Consider the following 16,246-nt stretch of genomic DNA (forward strand, 5'->3'; position numbering starts at 1 on the left):
CCTATGGCTTACGACGATCTCCGCTCGCTGCTCAGGGCTCTGGAACGCGAAGGCGACCTCAAGCGCATCAAGGCCGAAGTCGACCCGTACCTGGAGGTCGGGGAGATCGTCGACCGGGTGAACAAGGCAGGAGGCCCGGCGCTTCTCTTCGAGAACGTCAAGGGCTCCGCCATGCCCCTCGCGATGAACGTCTTCGGCACCGACCGCCGCCTCCTCAAGGCCCTCGGCCTGAAGTCGTACGCGGAGATCGGCGAGAAGATCGGCGGACTGCTCAAGCCCGAGCTGCCGCACGGCTTCGTCGGCGTCCGCGAGGCCTTCGGCAAGCTGGGCTCGATGGTCCACGTGCCGCCGAGGAAGGTGAAGTCCGAGGCCGCCCCCGTCCAGGAGGTGGTGCTCACCGGCGACGACGTCGACCTCGACCGGCTGCCCGCGCTCTTCACCTGGCCCAAGGACGGCGGCTCCTTCTTCAACCTGGGGCTCACCCACACCAAGCACCCCGAGACCGGCGTGCGGAACCTGGGCCTCTACCGCCTCCAGCGCCACGACAAGCGCACCATCGGCATGCACTGGCAGATCCACAAGGACAGCCGCAACCACTACGCGGTCGCCGCCGCCCGGGGCGAGCGGCTGCCGGTCGCGATCGCCTTCGGCTGCCCGCCCGCCGTGACGTACGCCTCGACGGCTCCGCTTCCCGGCGACATCGACGAGTACCTGTTCGCCGGGTTCGTGCAGGGCAAGCGGATCGAGATGGTCGACTGCAAGACCGTCCCGCTCCAGGTCCCCGCCCAGGCGGAGGTCGTGATCGAGGGCTGGCTGGAGCCGGGCGAGATGCTCCCGGAGGGCCCCTTCGGCGACCACACCGGCTTCTACACCCCGCAGGAGCCCTTCCCGGCGCTGAAGATCGACTGCGTGACCATGCGGAAGCGTCCGCTGCTCCAGTCGATCGTGGTCGGCCGTCCGCCGACCGAGGACGGTCCGCTGGGCCGGGCCACCGAGCGGTTCTTCCTGCCGCTCCTCAAGATCATCGTGCCGGACATCGTCGACTACCACCTGCCGGAGTCGGGCGGCTTCCACAACTGCGCGATCGTCTCGATCGACAAGAAGTACCCGAAGCACGCGCAGAAGGTCATGCACGCCATCTGGGGCGCGCACATGATGTCGCTGACCAAGCTGATCATCGTGGTCGACAAGGACTGTGACGTCCACGATCTGCACGAGGTCTCCTGGCGGGCCCTCGGCAACACCGACTACGCCCGTGACCTCACGGTCGTCGAAGGCCCGGTCGACCATCTCGACCACGCCTCCTACCAGCAGTTCTGGGGCGGCAAGGCGGGCATCGACGCCACGAGGAAGCTGCCCGAGGAGGGGTACGTCCGGGACGGCGGCTGGCCGGACATGGTCGAGTCGGACCCGGCGACGGCCGCCCTCGTCGACCGGCGCTGGAAGGAGTACGGACTGTGATGGCCACGGCCGCCGTGCCGGGCGCGCAGCCCGGCCGCACCAAGGCGTTCCTCCGGCTGGTGATGATCGAGCACTCGGTCTTCGCGCTGCCCTTCGCCTACATCGCCACCCTGACGGCCATGTTCCAGCTGGACCGGAACATCCACTGGTGGAAGCTGCTCCTGGTCACCGTCTGCATGGTGGGTCTGCGGACCTTCGCGATGGCCTGCAACCGGATCATCGACCGCGAGATCGACGCGCGTAATCCGCGCACGGCGGGCCGCGAGCTGGTGACCGGCGCGGTCTCGGTGCGCTCCGCGTGGACCGGCGCCGGCATCGCGCTCGTCGTCTTCCTCGGCGCCGCCGCCCTGCTCAACCCGCTCTGTCTGGCCCTCGCGCCGCTCGCGGTCGTCCCGATGGTCGTCTATCCGTACGGCAAGCGGTTCACCAACTTCCCGCACGCGATCCTGGGCCTGGCCCAGTCGATAGGGCCGATCGGCGCCTGGCTCGCCGTGACCGGCTCCTGGTCGTGGGACGCGGTCGTCCTGGGGCTCGCGGTCGGCGTCTGGATCGGCGGCTTCGACCTGATCTTCGCCTGTCAGGACGTACAGGCGGACCGGGCGCACGGGGTGCTCTCGGTGCCCGCCCGCTTCGGCGTCCCGGCGGCGCTGTGGGGCGCCCGCGGTTCGGCGGTCGTCACCACGGGGCTGCTCGTCTGGTACGCGCTCGCGACGGACGCCGGGCTGTTCTTCTGGGCCGGTCTGGTGATCGTGGTGGCCGCCTTCTGCTACGAGCACTCGATCGTGAAGCCGCACGACCTGTCCCGGCTCGACCGCGCGTTCTTCACGACGAACGGCTTCATCGGGATCACCCTGTTCGTCTGCGCCCTGCTGGACCTGCTGGTCCGCGGTCTGACCCCGTAGTCCCCGGCACGATGACGGATAGGCTCGACGGCATGAACGACGGCAAGCGCACCCCCTGGGTCGTCGGGGTCTCCGGGGCGTCGGGCACGCCGTACGCCGCCGCCGTGCTGCGCGGGCTCCTCGCCGCGGGGGAGAGCGTCGACCTGGTCGTCTCGCGCTCCTCGCGGCTCACGCTGCTCGACGAGACGGGGATCTCCTTCCGCGACGCGCACTGGCGCGAGGACCTGGCGCTCTGGCTGGCGCGGGGCGCGGACGGGAAGCCGGACGCCTTCGACGTCGCGGGAGCCCTGGACGACGTGCGGTACTGGGCCGCCGGGGACCTGGCGGCGGGGCCGTCCTCGGGTTCGTACCCGGCGAAGGGGATGCTGGTGGTGCCCGCCTCGACCGCCGCGGTGGCGGGAGTGGCACTGGGGCTTTCGAAGGACCTGTTGCAGCGGGTCGCGAGCGTGACGCTCAAGGAACGACGGCCGCTGGTGGTCGCGGTGCGGGAGACCCCGCTGAACGGGCAGACGCTGCGCCACATGGTGACGCTGGACGAGGCGGGCGCCGTGGTGCTGCCCGCCTCTCCGGCGTTCTACGCGGGGGCGACGCACATCCAGGATCTGGTGGACTTCGTCGCCGGGCGGGTACTGGACGCGGCGGGAGTGCCGCACGGCCTGTACCGGCGTTGGGAGGGTGAGCTGGGCGGTGCCGCGTCCCCCCGGTCTGATTAGCGCTTCGCGGCGTGCTTCTTCTCGGCACGCTCGGCAGCGGCGGACTTCTGGTGGGCACGCGAGCGGTTGGCCATCTCCTGTAGCTCGCGCATACGGGCGTAGGCCATCTCGATCGTGTACACGGTGACACACTCCTGAAGGATCGTCTTTGATCTGGTGAAAGATTCAGGGGGTCTCATCCCCTGCATGCCTTAGATTCTATACTAAAACTCGCGGTAACGCTGGAGATTGGAAGGTTTTTTCCTATGGACGCCGTGGACAGGCAGCTCATCCAGGCTCTGCGTGAGAACGGGCGCGCCTCCTACGCCGAGCTGGGTCGGCTCGTCGGGCTCTCCGGCCCCTCCGTCACCGACCGCATCAACCGTCTCGAAGCCGCCGGGGTCATCACCGGCTACCGCGCCACCGTCGACGCCGCCTCGCTCGGCCTCGGCGTCACCGCCCTCATCGGCATCTCCCTCTCCGACGCCGCCGACCACGAGGACGTGGCCCGCCGTCTGAAGGACCTGGCCGAGATCGAGGACTGCTGGTTCATCGCCGGTGACGACTCCTTCATGCTGAAGGTCCGCGCCAGCGACGTGGACGGCCTGGAGCGGACGATCCGCCGGCTCAGCGGCACCAAGGGCCTCTCCCGTACGCGCACCACCATCGTGCTCTCCACGAAGTGGGAGAACCGGGTCGGAGAGCTGCCCGAGGAGGTCTGAGAGTACGGTGAACGACTGAGTCTGATTTCGGAGAAAAGGGAGGCGGCCGCAGATGGACGCTGGGCTCAAGCGCGACCTTGAGCAGAAGGTCCGGGACGGTGAGCGGCTGAGCCGTGAGGACGGCATCGCCCTGTACGAGTCCGACGACCTGGCCTGGCTCGGCGGTCTGGCCCACGAGGTCCGGACCCGCAAGAACGGCGACGTGGTCCATTTCAATGTCAACCGGCATCTGAACATGACCAACGTCTGCACCGCCTCCTGCGCCTACTGCTCGTTCCAGCGCAAGCCGGGCGAGAAGGACGCGTACACCATGCGCATCGAGGAGGCCGTGCGCCTCGCGAAGGCGATGGAGAACGAGAACCTCACCGAGCTGCACATCGTCAACGGGCTGCACCCCAACCTGCCCTGGCGGTACTACCCGCGCTCCCTCTCCGAGCTGAAGAAGGCGCTGCCGCACGTCTCCCTCAAGGCGTTCACCGCCACCGAGATCCACCACTTCGAGACCATCTCGGGGCTCTCCGCCTCCGAGATCCTCGACGAGCTGATCGAGGCGGGTCTCGAATCGCTGACCGGCGGCGGCGCCGAGATCTTCGACTGGGAGGTCCGCCAGCACATCGTGGACCACCGCACCCACTGGGAGGACTGGTCCCGGATCCACCGGCTCGCCCACGAGAAGGGGCTCAAGACCCCGGCGACCATGCTCTACGGGCACATCGAGGAGCCCCGGCACCGGGTCGACCACGTGCTGCGGCTGCGTGAGCTCCAGGACGAGACCGGCGGCTTCCAGGTCTTCATCCCGCTGCGCTACCAGCACGACTTCGTCGACATGAAGGACGGCAAGGTCCGCAACAAGCTCCAGGCGCGCACCACGATGGCGACCGGCGCCGAGGCGCTGAAGACCTTCGCGGTCTCCCGGCTGCTCTTCGACAACGTGCCGCACGTCAAGGTCTTCTGGGTGATGCACGGCGTGCAGACGGCGCAGCTCGCGCTCCAGCACGGCGCCGACGACATGGACGGCTCGGTCGTCGAGTACAAGATCACGCACGATGCCGACAACTACGGCACGCCGAACAAGCTGACCCGCGAGGACCTGCTGGAACTCATCACGGACGCGGGCTTCCGGCCGGTCGAGCGCAACACCCGGTACGAGATCATCCGCGAGTACCCGGGCCCGGACGCGGACCGGCGCGAGACGCCGCAGGCGATGCGGGTCTGAGCCGTCTCCCCGGTGGAACGGGCGAAGGGCCGGTGGGGAGTCGTCCCCGCCGGCCCTTCCCGTACTCCGGGGCCGGGGGTCAGTTCAGCGGGAGCAGCAGGATGATGTCGTCGCGGTCGTCGCCGGGGGCGACCCGGATCGCGCCCGGGACCCGGCCCACCTCCTTGTAGCCGGACCTGGCGTAGAAGGCGTCGAGGCCCAGACCGCCCCGGCAGGTCAGCCGGATCGCCTCGACCGCCTCGAAGCCCTCGGCGGTGCGGGCGGTGTCCTCGGCGGCGGCCAGCAGGGCACGGCCGTACCCCTTGCCCTGGTGGCGGGGGTGGACCATCACCGTGTAGAGCCACACCCAGTGGGACATCAGCGGGTTCGTGTTGAAGGTGAAGAAGGCCGTGGCGGCTATCTCCCCGTCCTCGTCGCGCCCGACGAGCAGCCGGGTGCCGCCCTGGGCCATGGCGGTCAGGTGCCGGAGCAGGGCGGGGCGGATCTCCTCGGGGGTGACCGGGGGCGTGAAGCCGACCGCGCCGCCCGCGTTGGAGACATCGGCCCAGAGGGAGAGGACGCCGTCGCGCAGAGCGGGGTCGACCGACGGGTCCAGCTCGAAAGTAAGGGTCATAGATCAAGATTATCTATTACCGATACGGGGCTCAAGAGGCCCGGCCCCGGCGGCGGCGGCGCCGCGTGCTTCACTGGAGGGGCGCGTGCCCCTATGGGGCATCGGGAACCTTTCGGAAACGTCGGAACGGAAGAGTGGACTGACATGCTCCGCTACACGCTGATGCGGCTCGGCCTCTTCGCCGGGTGCTTCCTCGCCCTGTGGGGACTCGTCTACGCCGGGGTGCTGCCGCGCGGGCTCGGCGACTCGAACCTGCTGTGGGTCCTCGTCCTCTCCATCGTGATCTCCGCCCCGCTGAGCTTCATCCTCCTGCGCGGGGTGCGGGACGAGGCCAGCGCCGACGTCGTGGCGCGGGTCGATCGCGCCAAGGGCCGCCTCGCGGCCAACCGGTCCCAGGAGGATTCGCTCTGAGGCCGGTGGGAGCGGTGGCGGCGGAGCGGCCCGTCCCGTAGGGGCCGCGTAAGCTTCGTCACAGACCCGCACAAGATCGAACACCCCTCTCCGGCGCCATCAGGCGTACAGGAGTGGGGTGTTCGGCGTTTTCGGGGTGGAAAATGGGGGCAGCCTGCCTCAAAGAAGGGCTTTGAGGTTCTCAAAGTTCAAGTGTTAACGTGTTCGACATGACGACACCTGTGCGCTTCCTCGATGCCGCGAGCACCCCGCTCGTGGCGCGCCTGCATGTCGGTCTGTGCCGCTGTATGTCCGCGGTCTGTTGCCGCGCGGTCTGACCCGGCGTCATGCAGCGGCCCGCGCGAGAGCGTGAGTGTGCCGCACCCCCGTCCCGTATTGCCCTGATACGCACCTGTGGAGTGTGCTCATGTCCGTGTCCGCAACCGAGGCCAAGCCCTCGTCCCGGATACCCAAGGTCCCCTTCTGGGTCCAGATCGTCGCCGGTCTCGTCCTCGGCGTCGTGCTCGGCTGGCTCGCCCGCAGCCAGGACGTCTCCTGGCTCAAGGAGACCCTGTCCCAGGTCGGCGGCATCTTCATCCAGCTGCTCAAGCTGGCCGTCGCCCCGCTGGTCTTCTTCGCCATCCTGGTCTCGATCACCAACCTGCGGAAGGTGGACAACGCCGCCCGGCTCGCCGCCCGTACGCTGCTCTGGTTCATGATCACCTCGCTGATCGCGGTCGCCATCGGCCTCGCGATCGGTCTGATCACCAATCCGGGCGCGGGCACCGGCCTCACGCCGCAGGACGGCAAGCTCCCCAAGCACCAGGGCTCCTGGATCGACTTCCTCACCGGCATCGTCCCGACGGACGTCATCACCCCGTTCACCGAGCTGAACGTCCTCCAGATCGTCTTCATGGCCGCCGTCGCCGGCATCGCCGCCCTCAAGCTGGGCGAGAAGGCCAAGCCGATCCTCACCCTCTCCGAGTCGGTCCTGGAGCTGCTCCAGAAGGCCCTGTGGTGGGTCATCCGGCTCGCCCCGCTCGGCACCGTCGGTCTCATCGGCTACGCCATCGCCAACTACGGCTGGGACCTCATCGGCAAGTACGCGACCTTCACCGCCGACATCTACGTCGGCTGCGCCCTGGTCCTCTTCGGCGTCTACCCGCTGCTGCTCGCGACGGTCGCCAAGCTCAACCCGCTCCAGTTCTACAAGGGCGCCTGGCCCGCCATCCAGCTGGCCTTCGTCTCCCGCTCCTCGGTCGGCACCATGCCGCTCACCCAGAAGGTCACCGAGCGCCTCGGCGTCCCGAAGGAGTACGCCTCCTTCTCCGTCCCGTTCGGCGCCACCACCAAGATGGACGGCTGCGCCGCGATCTACCCGGCGCTCGCCGCGATCTTCATCGCGCAGATCTTCGACGTGCAGCTCGGCATCCGCGACTACCTGCTGATCGCCTTCGTCTCCGTGATCGGCTCGGCGGCCACCGCCGGTCTGACCGGCGCGACGGTCATGCTGACCCTGACCCTCTCCACCCTGGGCCTCCCGCTGGAGGGCGTCGGCCTGCTCATGGCGATCGACCCGATCCTCGACATGATGCGGACCGCCACCAACGTGGCCGGTCAGGTGCTGGTCCCGGTGCTGGTCTCCGCCCGGGAGAAGATCCTCGACCTCACGGCGTACGAGAACGCCTCGGGCTCCCCGGTCGACGAGTCGTCCCTCGGCCGGGAGGCCGAGCACAAGGAGAAGGTGGCGGTCGCCGCCTGATCCCGGCACCGCACCAAGGCCCCACGTGCCCCCTGCCCCACCCGGGCAGGGGGCACGTAGGCTTCTTCGGGGCATCCAACGGATCTTGGAAGCAGGGGTGGACGCCATGGCCGACGGGACGAGGGCGCGGCGACTGCCGCGCGCCGTGCGCGAGCGGCAGATGCTGGACGCGGCCGTACGGAGCTTCGCGCGCCACGGCTACCAGGCGACCTCCATGGACGAGGTCGCCGAACTCGCCGGAGTCTCCAAACCGCTGGTCTACCTCTATCTGCACTCCAAGGAAGACCTCTTCACCACCGTGATCAGGCGGGAGGGGCAGGCACTGCTCGCCGTGGTCGCCGAGGCGGTCTCCGACCGGAGCGCCCCACCGGACGAGCGCCTCTGGGCGGGCCTGCTCGCCTTCTTCTCGTACGCCGCCGGGCACCCGGACGCCTGGACGGTCCTCAGCCGCCAGGCACGCACCCAGGGCGAGCCGTTCGCCGGAGAGGTGACCCGGCTGCGGGCGGGGGTCACGGACTTCATCGCGGGCCTGATCGACGACGCGGCGCGGGAGACGAGGGGCCCCCGGGAGGCGAGGGAAGCCCGGGAGGCGCGGGGCCCTCGGGGAGCGGGGAAGGCCGGGGAGGCGCGCGAGCCCCGGGGGCCGCGCCCCGCCGCCGACCTCCCGGACCTCGACGTCACCGCGCTCGCGCAGGCGCTCGTAGGGGCGGCCGAGTCACTGGCGAACTGGGCCAACGAGACCGAGGGCGTGACGGCGCGGGACACGGCGACGACACTGATGAACTTCGCGTGGTCCGGGCTCGGGAACCTGATGAGGAGCGAGGGGTGGGCTCCGGCGCCGGGCGGGTCGGTGTCGGGTGGGTCGGCGTCGGGCAGGGCGGTGTCGGGTGGGTCCGGGGCGGGCCGCCCCGAGCCCTTCGCGTCCTGACCGGAGTCGTCTCCCCGGAACCGTCTCCCGGGGTCTCCGGCCCCCGACGTGTCGGGCCTGAGAGCCGAGGCGCCGACGTCTGAGGCCCTGATGTCTCGGGCCCCGACGTGTAGGGCCCGATGTCTGAGGCCCCGATGTCTGAGGTCCCGAGGTCCGAGACTCCGAGGTCCGAGGCTTCGACGTCTCGGGCCCGATGCCTCGGGCCCCGGTCCGGTCGCCGTCCTCAAGGCCAGAGCAGTTCCCGGGTCCAGCCGTCCGGGGTGCGGCGGTAGCGGAGGCGGATGTGGCGGCGGTGGGGGTCGCCCTGGAAGAACTCGATCTCGGACGGTTCGACGATGTAGAGGGTCCAGGTGGGGGCGGGGGCGTCCGGTTCCGCCTCGGCGCGGCGCCAGGCCGCCTCGCTCGCCGCCTCCAGGGTCGCGGGGGAGTCGAGGACCTCGCTCTGCCGGGCCACCAGGGCGGAGGCGAGGGCTCCGGTGGTCCGGGCGTGCAGATCCGCGTACGCCTCCTCGGGGGTGCCCGTGACGACATGGCCCCTGACCCGGACCTGCCGGGCCTGGACCGGCCAGTAGAAGCCGAGCGCGGCCTCCGGGCGGGCGGCGAGCTGACGGCCCTTGGCGCTGGTGGCGTGGGAGGCGAAGTGCCAGCCGCGCGCGTCGGCGTCGTGCAGCAGGACCGTCCGCACGTCGGGGCGGCCGTCCTCGTCCGCCGTGGCCACGGTGACGGCGTGCGGCTCGGTCTGGCCGGCCGCCGCCGCTGCCGCGAACCAGTCGTGGAAGAGGGGCAGCGGTTCGGCCGGGGCGCTCGCCGGGTCGAAGGAGGGCAGCGGGGAGTCCCAGGTCTTCAGGGAGTGCAGGACGCGGAGGAAGTCGGTCATGGCCCCACGGTAGGGCGCCGTCCTGCCCCGGCCGGTCTTCCGGATCACGCCGGGCCCGCTCAGTCCCTCCCCAGGACCACCGTCCCCGAGGAGCAGAACCAGCCGCCCGTCCCTGACACCACCGCGAGCCTCGGCAGCGAGCCGTCCGGGCGCCGCACCTGGAGCCCCGGCGCCTGACCGCGCAGCTGCCGTACCGCCTCCACGATCAGGAAGAGCCCGCGCATCCCCGGGTGGCAGGCGGAGAGCCCGCCGCCGTCGGTGTTCACCGGCAGCCGGTCCTTCTCCTGGACGAAGGGACCGCCCTCGCCCTTGGCGCAGAAGCCCAGGTCCTCCAGGGTCACCAGGGTCATGTAGGTGAAGGCGTCGTAGACCTCGGCGAGGTCGACCTCCGCCGGGGTCACGCCCGCCCGTTCGAAGGCGAGCCGTCCGCTGACCGCCGCCGGGGAGACCGTGAAGTCCTCCCACTCGGACATCGTGGTGTGCGAGACGTGCTCGCCCGTGCCGAGCACCCAGACCGGGGCCGTACGGCAGTCCCGTACGTACTCCTCGGCGACCAGCAGCACCGCGCAGCCGCCGTCGGTGCGCGGACAGCAGTGCAGCCTGGTGAACGGGTCCGCGATCATCGGCCCGGACAGCACCTCGTCGACGGTGACCGGCTCGCGGAACATCGCCTCCGGGTTGAGCGCCGCGTTCGCCCGGGTCCGGACGGCCACCTCGGCCAGCTGCTCCAGGGTGGTCCCGTACTGGTGCATATGGCGGCGCGCGGCCATCGCGTACTTGGCGATCAGGGTGTGCCCGTAGGGGACTTCGAACTGGAGCGGTCCGCGCGCCCCGAAGGAGAGGTTCGAGGTCCGCCGCCGGGCCCGGACGTCGGCGCGCGCGGTGGAGCCGTAGACCAGCAGTACCGCTTTGGCGTGCCCGGCGGCGATGGCGTCGGCGGCGTGCCCGGCCATGACCTCCCAGGTCGCGCCGCCGACGGAGGTCGAGTCCACCCAGCGGGGGCGCAGTCCCAGATACTCGGCGACCTCGACCGGCGCGAGGGTGCCGAGCCCCGCAGAGGCGAGACCGTCGACGAGCGAGCGGTCGAGCCCGCTGTCCGCGAGGGCCCGCCGGGCCGCCTGGGCGTGGAGCGCGTACGGGGTGGGCCCGTCGACCCGCCCGCAGTCGGAGAGCGAGACACCGACGACGGCGACACGACGGGCGCTGCGCGTGGAGGTGGCCATGAATCTGACGGTACATCAGATCAGTCGGATCGGACCCGGCTCTTCTCTGGCGACTCCACGCGCCCCTGCCTAACATGACGCCCCATCAGATACGGAGGGAGCGCCATGGAAGCCGCCGAAGGACCGCCCGTCTCCCACGCCCGGGGGCCCGCCGAAGGACCGCCCGTCGAGGAACCGTCCGTCGAGGAACTGTCCGCCCCCCTCACCGAAGAGCAGCGGGAGATCCGTCGTACCCTGCGCGCCCTGCTCGCCGAGCACGCAGGGCCGGGGGAGAACCGCGCCGCCGCCGCCGACCCCCAGGGGTACGACCCCGAGCTGTGGGCCCGGATGTCGGGGGCGCTCGGCCTCGCCGGGCTCGCGCTCCCCGAGGAGTACGGCGGAGTCGGCTGCGGGCCCGCCGAACTCGCCCTCGCCTGCGAGGAGACCGGCCGCGCCCTCGCCCCCTCCCCGCTCCTCGCCACCAGCGTCCTCGCCGCCCCGCTCCTCGCCGCCCTCGGCACCCCCGCCCAGCGCGCCGCGCTCCTCCCGCGCCTCGCCGACGGCAGCCTGACCTGCGCACTCGCCATCCCCGGCGCCGCCCTCGCGCTCGCCCTCGGCCTGACCGGCGACAACACCGCCGAGCAGTGGTCCGGCGGCGGCCGGGCGGGCGGCGTCCAGGCCCGCCCCACCGGCGACGGCGGCTGGCTCCTCTACGGCGAGGCGGGCCAGGTCCTCGACGGGCACAGCGCCGGACTGCTCCTGGTCGCCGCCCACACCGGCGGCTTCGCCCGCAGCCGCACCCTCCTCTTCCTCGTCCGGGCCGACGCCGACGCCGACTGCGATTCCGACTGCGATTCCGGTTCCGGCGCCGGTTCCGATTCCGGTTCCGGCGCCGCCGTCCCCGTCCCCGTCCCCGTCCCCGTCCCCGTCCACGTCCCCGTCCCCGGTCTCGTCAGGACCCGGCGGCCCACCCTGGACCTCACCCGGTCCCAGGCCACCGTCCAGTTCCGGGACACCGGGGCCGAACTCCTCGGCGAGGAGCCCGCCGACGTCCTCGGCGCCCTCGCCACCGCCGGTCGCACCGCCGCCGTGATGATCGCCGCCGAGGCCGTCGGCGCCGCCCGCGAGGTCCTGGACCGGACCGTCGCCCACGTCGGGGCGCGCGAGCAGTTCGGGCGGCCCGTCGGCTCCTTCCAGGCGGTCAAGCACCGGCTCGCCGACCTGTACGTGCGGATCGAGGCGGCCCGTGCGCTCACCCGCTGCGCCGCCCGCGAGCCGGGACCCGGGCCCGAGAACGGGCCGCTCGCCCTCGCCCACGCCCTGGAGGCGCTGCGCGCCACCGCTGGGGAGTCCCTCCAGCTGCACGGCGGGATCGGATTCACCTGGGAGCACGAGGCGCATCTCTTCTTCAAACGGGCGACCGCCGACGAACTGCTCTTCGGGCCGGTACGGCGGCTGCGCGCGCGGGCGGCGGAGCGGACCGGGCTCTTCGGGGAGGCGGCGTAGATGTCCCTCGGGCGCCGATGGGTGCAGAGGGTGTCGTCGACCCGGACGTTCGCCCGGATCGCCCCCCGGGTCATCCCCCTGATGGATACGGCCGTACACCGGCTGACCGGGGGAAAGGTGCTGCCCAGTGCCCGGATGCTGCCGGGTCTCGTACTCACCGCGCGGGGGGCGCGCAGCGGGCTGCCCCGGGTCACCCCGCTCGCCTGTCTGCCCGAGCGGGAGGGGTGCTGGCTGCTCGTCGGCTCCAACTTCGGCCGCCCCGGACACCCCGCCTGGACGGCGAACCTGCTGGCCCATCCGGACGCCGAGGTGCACTGGCGGGGTGCGACGGTACCGGTCCGCGCCGAACTCCTCGCGGGCGAGGCGCGGGCGGTGGCCTGGCGGGCGGCCCTCGCGTTCTGGCCGCCGTACGCCACCTATCAGGCGCGGGTGGAGCGCGAGATCAGGGTCTTCCGGCTGACCCGAAGGGAGCCGGGGTGAGCCCTTAGGGGGGCCGGGCCGAGTCCTTAGGGGGGCGGACTGGCTCCTCAGGGGGCGTGCGGTGAGCCCTTAAGGGGGCGGACTGAGTCCTCATGGGGGCATGGGGTGAGCCCTCAGGGGGCTGGGCTGAGCCCTTAGGGGGAGTCGGGCTGGGGCCTTCAGGGGGGGGCGGGAGGCGGTTTCCGGCCCGGATACGGCGACGCCGACGGCGGTCCGTGGGGGCGGACCGCCGCCGGCGTCGGCGACAGGACGGGTGAAGGAAGGAGGGGGCTATCTGGTCGGCTTCTTGCCGGTGATGCCCAGATGCACCAACAGGGCCAGGTTCGGCTTGAGTTCGGCCTGCTTCACACCCCAGGTGGTGAAGCCCTTCTGGTGGCTCGCGACCGCCGCCAGCATGGCGACCAGAGCGCCCGCCATCGCGGCGGGGCTGACCTCCTTGTCGACCTTGCCCTTGGCCTGGAGCTCCTTCACCGCGTCCGTCAGGGAGTTGGTGACCGAGTTCAGGATCTTCATGCGGATCTTGTAGAACCGCTTGTCGCCCTCGGCGGCTCCGAGGTCCACCACGCGGAGGATCGCGTCGTGCCTGCGCCAGAAGTCCAGAAAGCCCTCGACGAGGTCCTCGGCGGTCTGCCAGCCGGCCTTGCCGACCCAGGAACGGCCGCCGACCAACTCGGTCAGCCCGGCTCCTTCCTTGGCCATCTCCTCCGCGATCTCCAGGACCGCGCCCTCGACGTCGGGGAAGTACTGGTAGAACGTCGCGGGTGAAGTGCCCGCCTTCCGGGCCACGTCGATGACCTTGACGTCTCGGTAAGGCGAGGAGCTGAGCATCTCGCCGAGGCAGTCGAGCAGCTTCTGCCGCGTCGCCTGGCCGCGTCGTCCGGCTACGCGGCCGTCGACGGTGCGTACTTGTCCTGTCATGCCGTCAGCTTACCGAGGGGGTGTCGGCGCGCGATTCGGCCGACTGCAAATGGGGTGCGACCCGGCTCCTCCCTCGTTCCCCGAGGTCGGCGCGGGTGTACGGGGCGAGGCCCGAGGGCGGGGGAGGGGCGGGATCACGCCACTTCCGGTGCCCGGAGGAAGCGGACGAGAGAGTTCCGTACCCGAATAGGCTTATGAACAGCCTGTGGAAAACTTCGGTGGACAACTCAAGCGCCCCAAGGGTTGTACGCCGAAAAATAGTTACTTTGTTCGCATGTCGGGGCGCGCGGGAGTGCCCCCTCGGCTCTAGCGTGACTCCATGGCCGTACGCATTGAGGGCACCCCCTGCTGGGTGGACGCGCAGCTTCCCGATCTCCAGGCGGGCAAGCGCTTCTACGGCGAGCTTTTCGGCTGGACCTTCGACCCCTCCCGCGCCGAGGCCCTGCTGCACGGGCGCCGGGTCGCCGGTCTCCTCCCCAAGCGCGACGGCCGCATGCCCACCACCTGGACCCTCTACCTGGCCACCCCGAACGCGGGCACCCTCGCCACCCGGATCAAGGCGGCCGGCGGACAGATGGTCATGGAGCCCTATCCCGTGGGCCCCTTCGGCGTCCTCGCGCTCGCCGCCGACCCCGGCGGCGCCGTCTTCGGCATCCGTCAGGAGGGCGACGGCGACGGCTTCGAGGTCACCGGCGAACCCGGCACCTTCCGCTGGATGGAGGTGCACACCCGGCTCCCCGACGCCGTCGACACCTTCTACGCCTCCGTCTTCGGCTACCTCGGCCGTCAGGCCGACCCCCGCGAGGCGGGCATGGGCCCCGGCTTCGACTACCGGGTCTGGTCCCCGCCCGGCGCGCGCCCCGGCGCGGACGCCGACTTCGGCGGACGGGCCGTCATCACCGAGGACTTCCCCGCCGAGATGCCCGGCCACGTCCTCGTCCACTTCGCCGTCGCCGACTGCGACGAAGCCTGCGCGACCGCCGTCCGGCTCGGTGGCCGGGTCGCCGTCCCGCCCACCGACACCCCGCACGGCCGGGTCGCCGTCCTCCACGACGACCAGGGCGCCCGCTTCGCGGTCGTCGCCGCACCCCGGACACCCGCCGCCCCTCCCGAACCCCACGTAACTCCCGAACCCCACGCCCCTCCCGTGCCTCCCGTGCCCGACACACCCCCCGCCCCTCCCGCCCCCAGTACACCCCCCGTCACGTGAACCACCCCGTACACCTCGTACACCTCGTACACCCCGTACACCCCGTACACCCGGTTCACCGGGTTGCTCCGGTACACGCCCGGACCGCCCGGCCCGCCCGGTCCGTCCCCCGGCGTCCGGTCCGAACCGGCTGACGGGGGACGTGCCCGGCGACGCCCGCCGCGACGCGTGACACCCCGATCCGCCCCCGGGTTCGCCACCGGGCCTTCGGACAGGAAGAATCAGGGCCACGGGGCCGTACCCTCATGGCCCGTACGGGGAGGTGGCAGGCAAGTGGAACAGCTGACGCAGCACGACCCGAGACGTATCGGGCCCTTCGAGGTGCTGGGCCGGCTCGGCGCGGGCGGAATGGGCCTGGTCTATCTCGCGCGCTCGGCCTCGGGCCGACGCGTCGCGATCAAGACCGTGCGCACGGAGCTCGCGGAGGACCAGCTGTTCCGGGTCCGCTTCACCCGTGAGGTGGAGGCCGCGCGAGCGGTCTCCGGCTTCTACACGGCCGCCGTCGTCGACGCCGACCCGCGCGCCGCCGTCCCCTGGCTGGCCACCGCCTACGTTCCCGCGCCCTCGCTCGAAGAGATAGTGAACGAGTGCGGGCCGCTCCCGGCCCAGGCCGTGCGCTGGCTGGCCGCCGGTGTCGCCGAGGCCCTCCAGTCCATCCACGGCGCGGGCCTGGTCCACCGCGACCTCAAGCCCTCCAACGTCCTCGTCGTCGAGGACGGCCCCCGGGTGATCGACTTCGGCATCGCGTCGGGCGTCTCCAACACGCGTCTGACCATGACCAACGTCGCCGTCGGCACCCCGGCCTACATGTCCCCCGAGCAGGCCCGCGACTCGCGCAGCGTCACCGGCGCCAGCGATGTCTTCTCGCTGGGCTCGATGCTGGTCTTCGCCGCCACCGGCCACGCGCCCTACCACGGCGCCAATCCGGTCGAGACCGTCTTCATGCTGCTCCGCGAGGGCCCCGACCTGGCGGGACTCCCCGAGGAGCTGCGGCCCCTCATCGAGTCCTGCATGCAGATGGACGTCACCCGCAGGCCCACCCCCGCCGACCTCCAGGCCCAGTTGGCACCGCATCTGTTCGGGCCCGGCAGCGACGACAGCGGCACCGCGTCCGCCTGGCTGCCGCCCAGCGCCACCGCCATGATCGAGACCCGCAGGGGCGGCGGACGCCCGGTCCCCGCGGCTCCGCCCGCCCTGCGCCGTACGCCGCCGCCCCGGCCGTCGGGCGCGCCCCCCCGCCCCGGGTCACCGGCCACGAAGTCGCCCTCGACGCCCGAGACACCTGCCGCGAGCAGGGACTTCTTGCCTTCGACGACGGCGTGGACGGCTCCGTCGTCGAGGGTGAGGGAGCCCTGGGGGGTGGAGGC

The 16,246-nt window shown here is 71.5% G+C and carries 16 protein-coding genes and 2 pseudogenes; 12 read left to right on the forward strand and 6 right to left on the reverse strand.

The features are described 5' to 3' along the window. Nucleotides 1-3 precede the first annotated feature (3 nt). The 3 genes from BU197_RS12210 to BU197_RS12220 are packed head-to-tail and all read left to right on the forward strand — an operon-like array spanning nt 4 to nt 3,076. A complete protein-coding gene (locus BU197_RS12210; protein ID WP_188268275.1) occupies nt 4-1,461 on the forward strand; it encodes a menaquinone biosynthesis decarboxylase in 1,458 nt (485 codons plus the stop codon). After that, complete coding sequence (gene mqnP, locus BU197_RS12215) at nt 1,461-2,363, forward strand: menaquinone biosynthesis prenyltransferase MqnP (RefSeq protein WP_188268276.1); 903 nt, start codon at nt 1,461-1,463, stop codon at nt 2,361-2,363. The genes BU197_RS12210 and mqnP overlap by 1 nt, the downstream gene beginning before the upstream one ends. Before the next feature lie 32 nt (nt 2,364-2,395). Continuing rightward, on the forward strand, nt 2,396-3,076 hold the full coding sequence (locus tag BU197_RS12220; protein WP_188268277.1) for a UbiX family flavin prenyltransferase: 681 nt from the start codon (nt 2,396-2,398) through the stop codon (nt 3,074-3,076). Here BU197_RS12220 and BU197_RS30975 read toward each other — a convergent pair. Beyond that, on the reverse strand, nt 3,073-3,198 hold the full coding sequence (locus BU197_RS30975) for a hypothetical protein (protein WP_262928241.1): 126 nt from the start codon (nt 3,196-3,198) through the stop codon (nt 3,073-3,075). The two genes, BU197_RS12220 and BU197_RS30975, sit on opposite strands and share 4 nt — an antisense overlap. 123 nt (nt 3,199-3,321) lie before the next feature. On the opposite strand from BU197_RS30975, the gene BU197_RS12230 reads away from it, so the two are divergent. After that, the gene (locus BU197_RS12230; RefSeq protein WP_188268279.1) at nt 3,322-3,777 is read left to right on the forward strand and encodes an Lrp/AsnC family transcriptional regulator; all 456 of its coding nucleotides are present in this window, start codon (nt 3,322-3,324) and stop codon (nt 3,775-3,777) included. 52 nt (nt 3,778-3,829) lie between these two features. Continuing rightward, nucleotides 3,830-4,993, forward strand: a complete 1,164-nt coding sequence (gene mqnE, locus BU197_RS12235) for an aminofutalosine synthase MqnE (RefSeq protein ID WP_188268280.1) — start codon at nt 3,830-3,832, stop codon at nt 4,991-4,993. 79 nt (nt 4,994-5,072) lie between these two features. Here the strand turns inward: mqnE and BU197_RS12240 are convergent, their stop codons facing one another. Continuing rightward, complete coding sequence (locus BU197_RS12240) at nt 5,073-5,606, reverse strand: GNAT family N-acetyltransferase (protein WP_188268281.1); 534 nt, start codon at nt 5,604-5,606, stop codon at nt 5,073-5,075. Between the two features lie 144 nt (nt 5,607-5,750). Here BU197_RS12240 and BU197_RS12245 point away from each other — a divergent pair, with 144 nt between their 5' ends. From BU197_RS12245 to BU197_RS12255, 3 genes are all read left to right on the forward strand, one after another. Beyond that, a complete protein-coding gene (locus tag BU197_RS12245; RefSeq protein WP_188268282.1) occupies nt 5,751-6,017 on the forward strand; it encodes a DUF4229 domain-containing protein in 267 nt (88 codons plus the stop codon). Between the two features lie 406 nt (nt 6,018-6,423). Then, nucleotides 6,424-7,758, forward strand: a complete 1,335-nt coding sequence (locus BU197_RS12250; RefSeq protein WP_188268283.1) for a dicarboxylate/amino acid:cation symporter — start codon at nt 6,424-6,426, stop codon at nt 7,756-7,758. Nucleotides 7,759-7,864: 106 nt separating this feature from the next. Then, nucleotides 7,865-8,686 carry a TetR/AcrR family transcriptional regulator gene (locus tag BU197_RS12255; RefSeq protein ID WP_188268284.1) on the forward strand — a complete coding sequence of 274 codons (822 nt, stop codon included), beginning with the start codon at nt 7,865-7,867 and terminating at the stop codon, nt 8,684-8,686. Between the two features lie 223 nt (nt 8,687-8,909). Here BU197_RS12255 and BU197_RS12260 read toward each other — a convergent pair whose 3' ends face one another. Both BU197_RS12260 and BU197_RS12265 read right to left on the reverse strand, forming a co-directional pair. Continuing rightward, nucleotides 8,910-9,563: a pyridoxal 5'-phosphate synthase gene (locus BU197_RS12260; RefSeq protein ID WP_188268285.1), complete on the reverse strand. Its 654-nt coding sequence runs from the start codon at nt 9,561-9,563 to the stop codon at nt 8,910-8,912. A 59-nt stretch (nt 9,564-9,622) separates the two neighbouring features. After that, complete coding sequence (locus BU197_RS12265) at nt 9,623-10,786, reverse strand: thiolase C-terminal domain-containing protein (protein WP_188268286.1); 1,164 nt, start codon at nt 10,784-10,786, stop codon at nt 9,623-9,625. 105 nt (nt 10,787-10,891) lie between these two features. Between BU197_RS12265 and BU197_RS12270 the strand changes: the two genes are divergently transcribed. Further along, a complete protein-coding gene (locus BU197_RS12270) occupies nt 10,892-12,271 on the forward strand; it encodes an acyl-CoA dehydrogenase family protein (protein WP_411158479.1) in 1,380 nt (459 codons plus the stop codon). Continuing rightward, the gene (locus tag BU197_RS12275) at nt 12,272-12,751 is read left to right on the forward strand and encodes a nitroreductase family deazaflavin-dependent oxidoreductase (protein WP_188268287.1); all 480 of its coding nucleotides are present in this window, start codon (nt 12,272-12,274) and stop codon (nt 12,749-12,751) included. It abuts the gene before it with no gap. A 270-nt stretch (nt 12,752-13,021) separates the two neighbouring features. Here BU197_RS12275 and BU197_RS12280 read toward each other — a convergent pair whose 3' ends face one another. Next, a complete protein-coding gene (locus tag BU197_RS12280) occupies nt 13,022-13,669 on the reverse strand; it encodes a TetR family transcriptional regulator (protein ID WP_188268288.1) in 648 nt (215 codons plus the stop codon). A 319-nt stretch (nt 13,670-13,988) separates the two neighbouring features. Between BU197_RS12280 and BU197_RS12285 the strand changes: the two genes are divergently transcribed. Together BU197_RS12285 and BU197_RS12290 are read left to right on the forward strand one after the other, a co-directional pair. Further along, entirely contained in the window at nt 13,989-14,879 is an 891-nt protein-coding gene (locus BU197_RS12285; RefSeq protein ID WP_188268289.1) for a VOC family protein, read from the forward strand. A gap of 273 nt (nt 14,880-15,152) precedes the next feature. After that, nucleotides 15,153-16,130: pseudogene (locus BU197_RS12290) on the forward strand (serine/threonine-protein kinase); the annotation flags it as partial. 41 nt (nt 16,131-16,171) lie between these two features. Here the strand turns inward: BU197_RS12290 and BU197_RS30980 are convergent. Next, nucleotides 16,172-16,246 (reverse strand): annotated as a pseudogene (locus tag BU197_RS30980) (hypothetical protein); the annotation flags it as partial.

The sequence above is a fragment of the Streptomyces sp. CBMA291 genome, from assembly GCF_014596525.1.
In the GTDB taxonomy this organism is placed as follows: domain Bacteria; phylum Actinomycetota; class Actinomycetes; order Streptomycetales; family Streptomycetaceae; genus Streptomyces.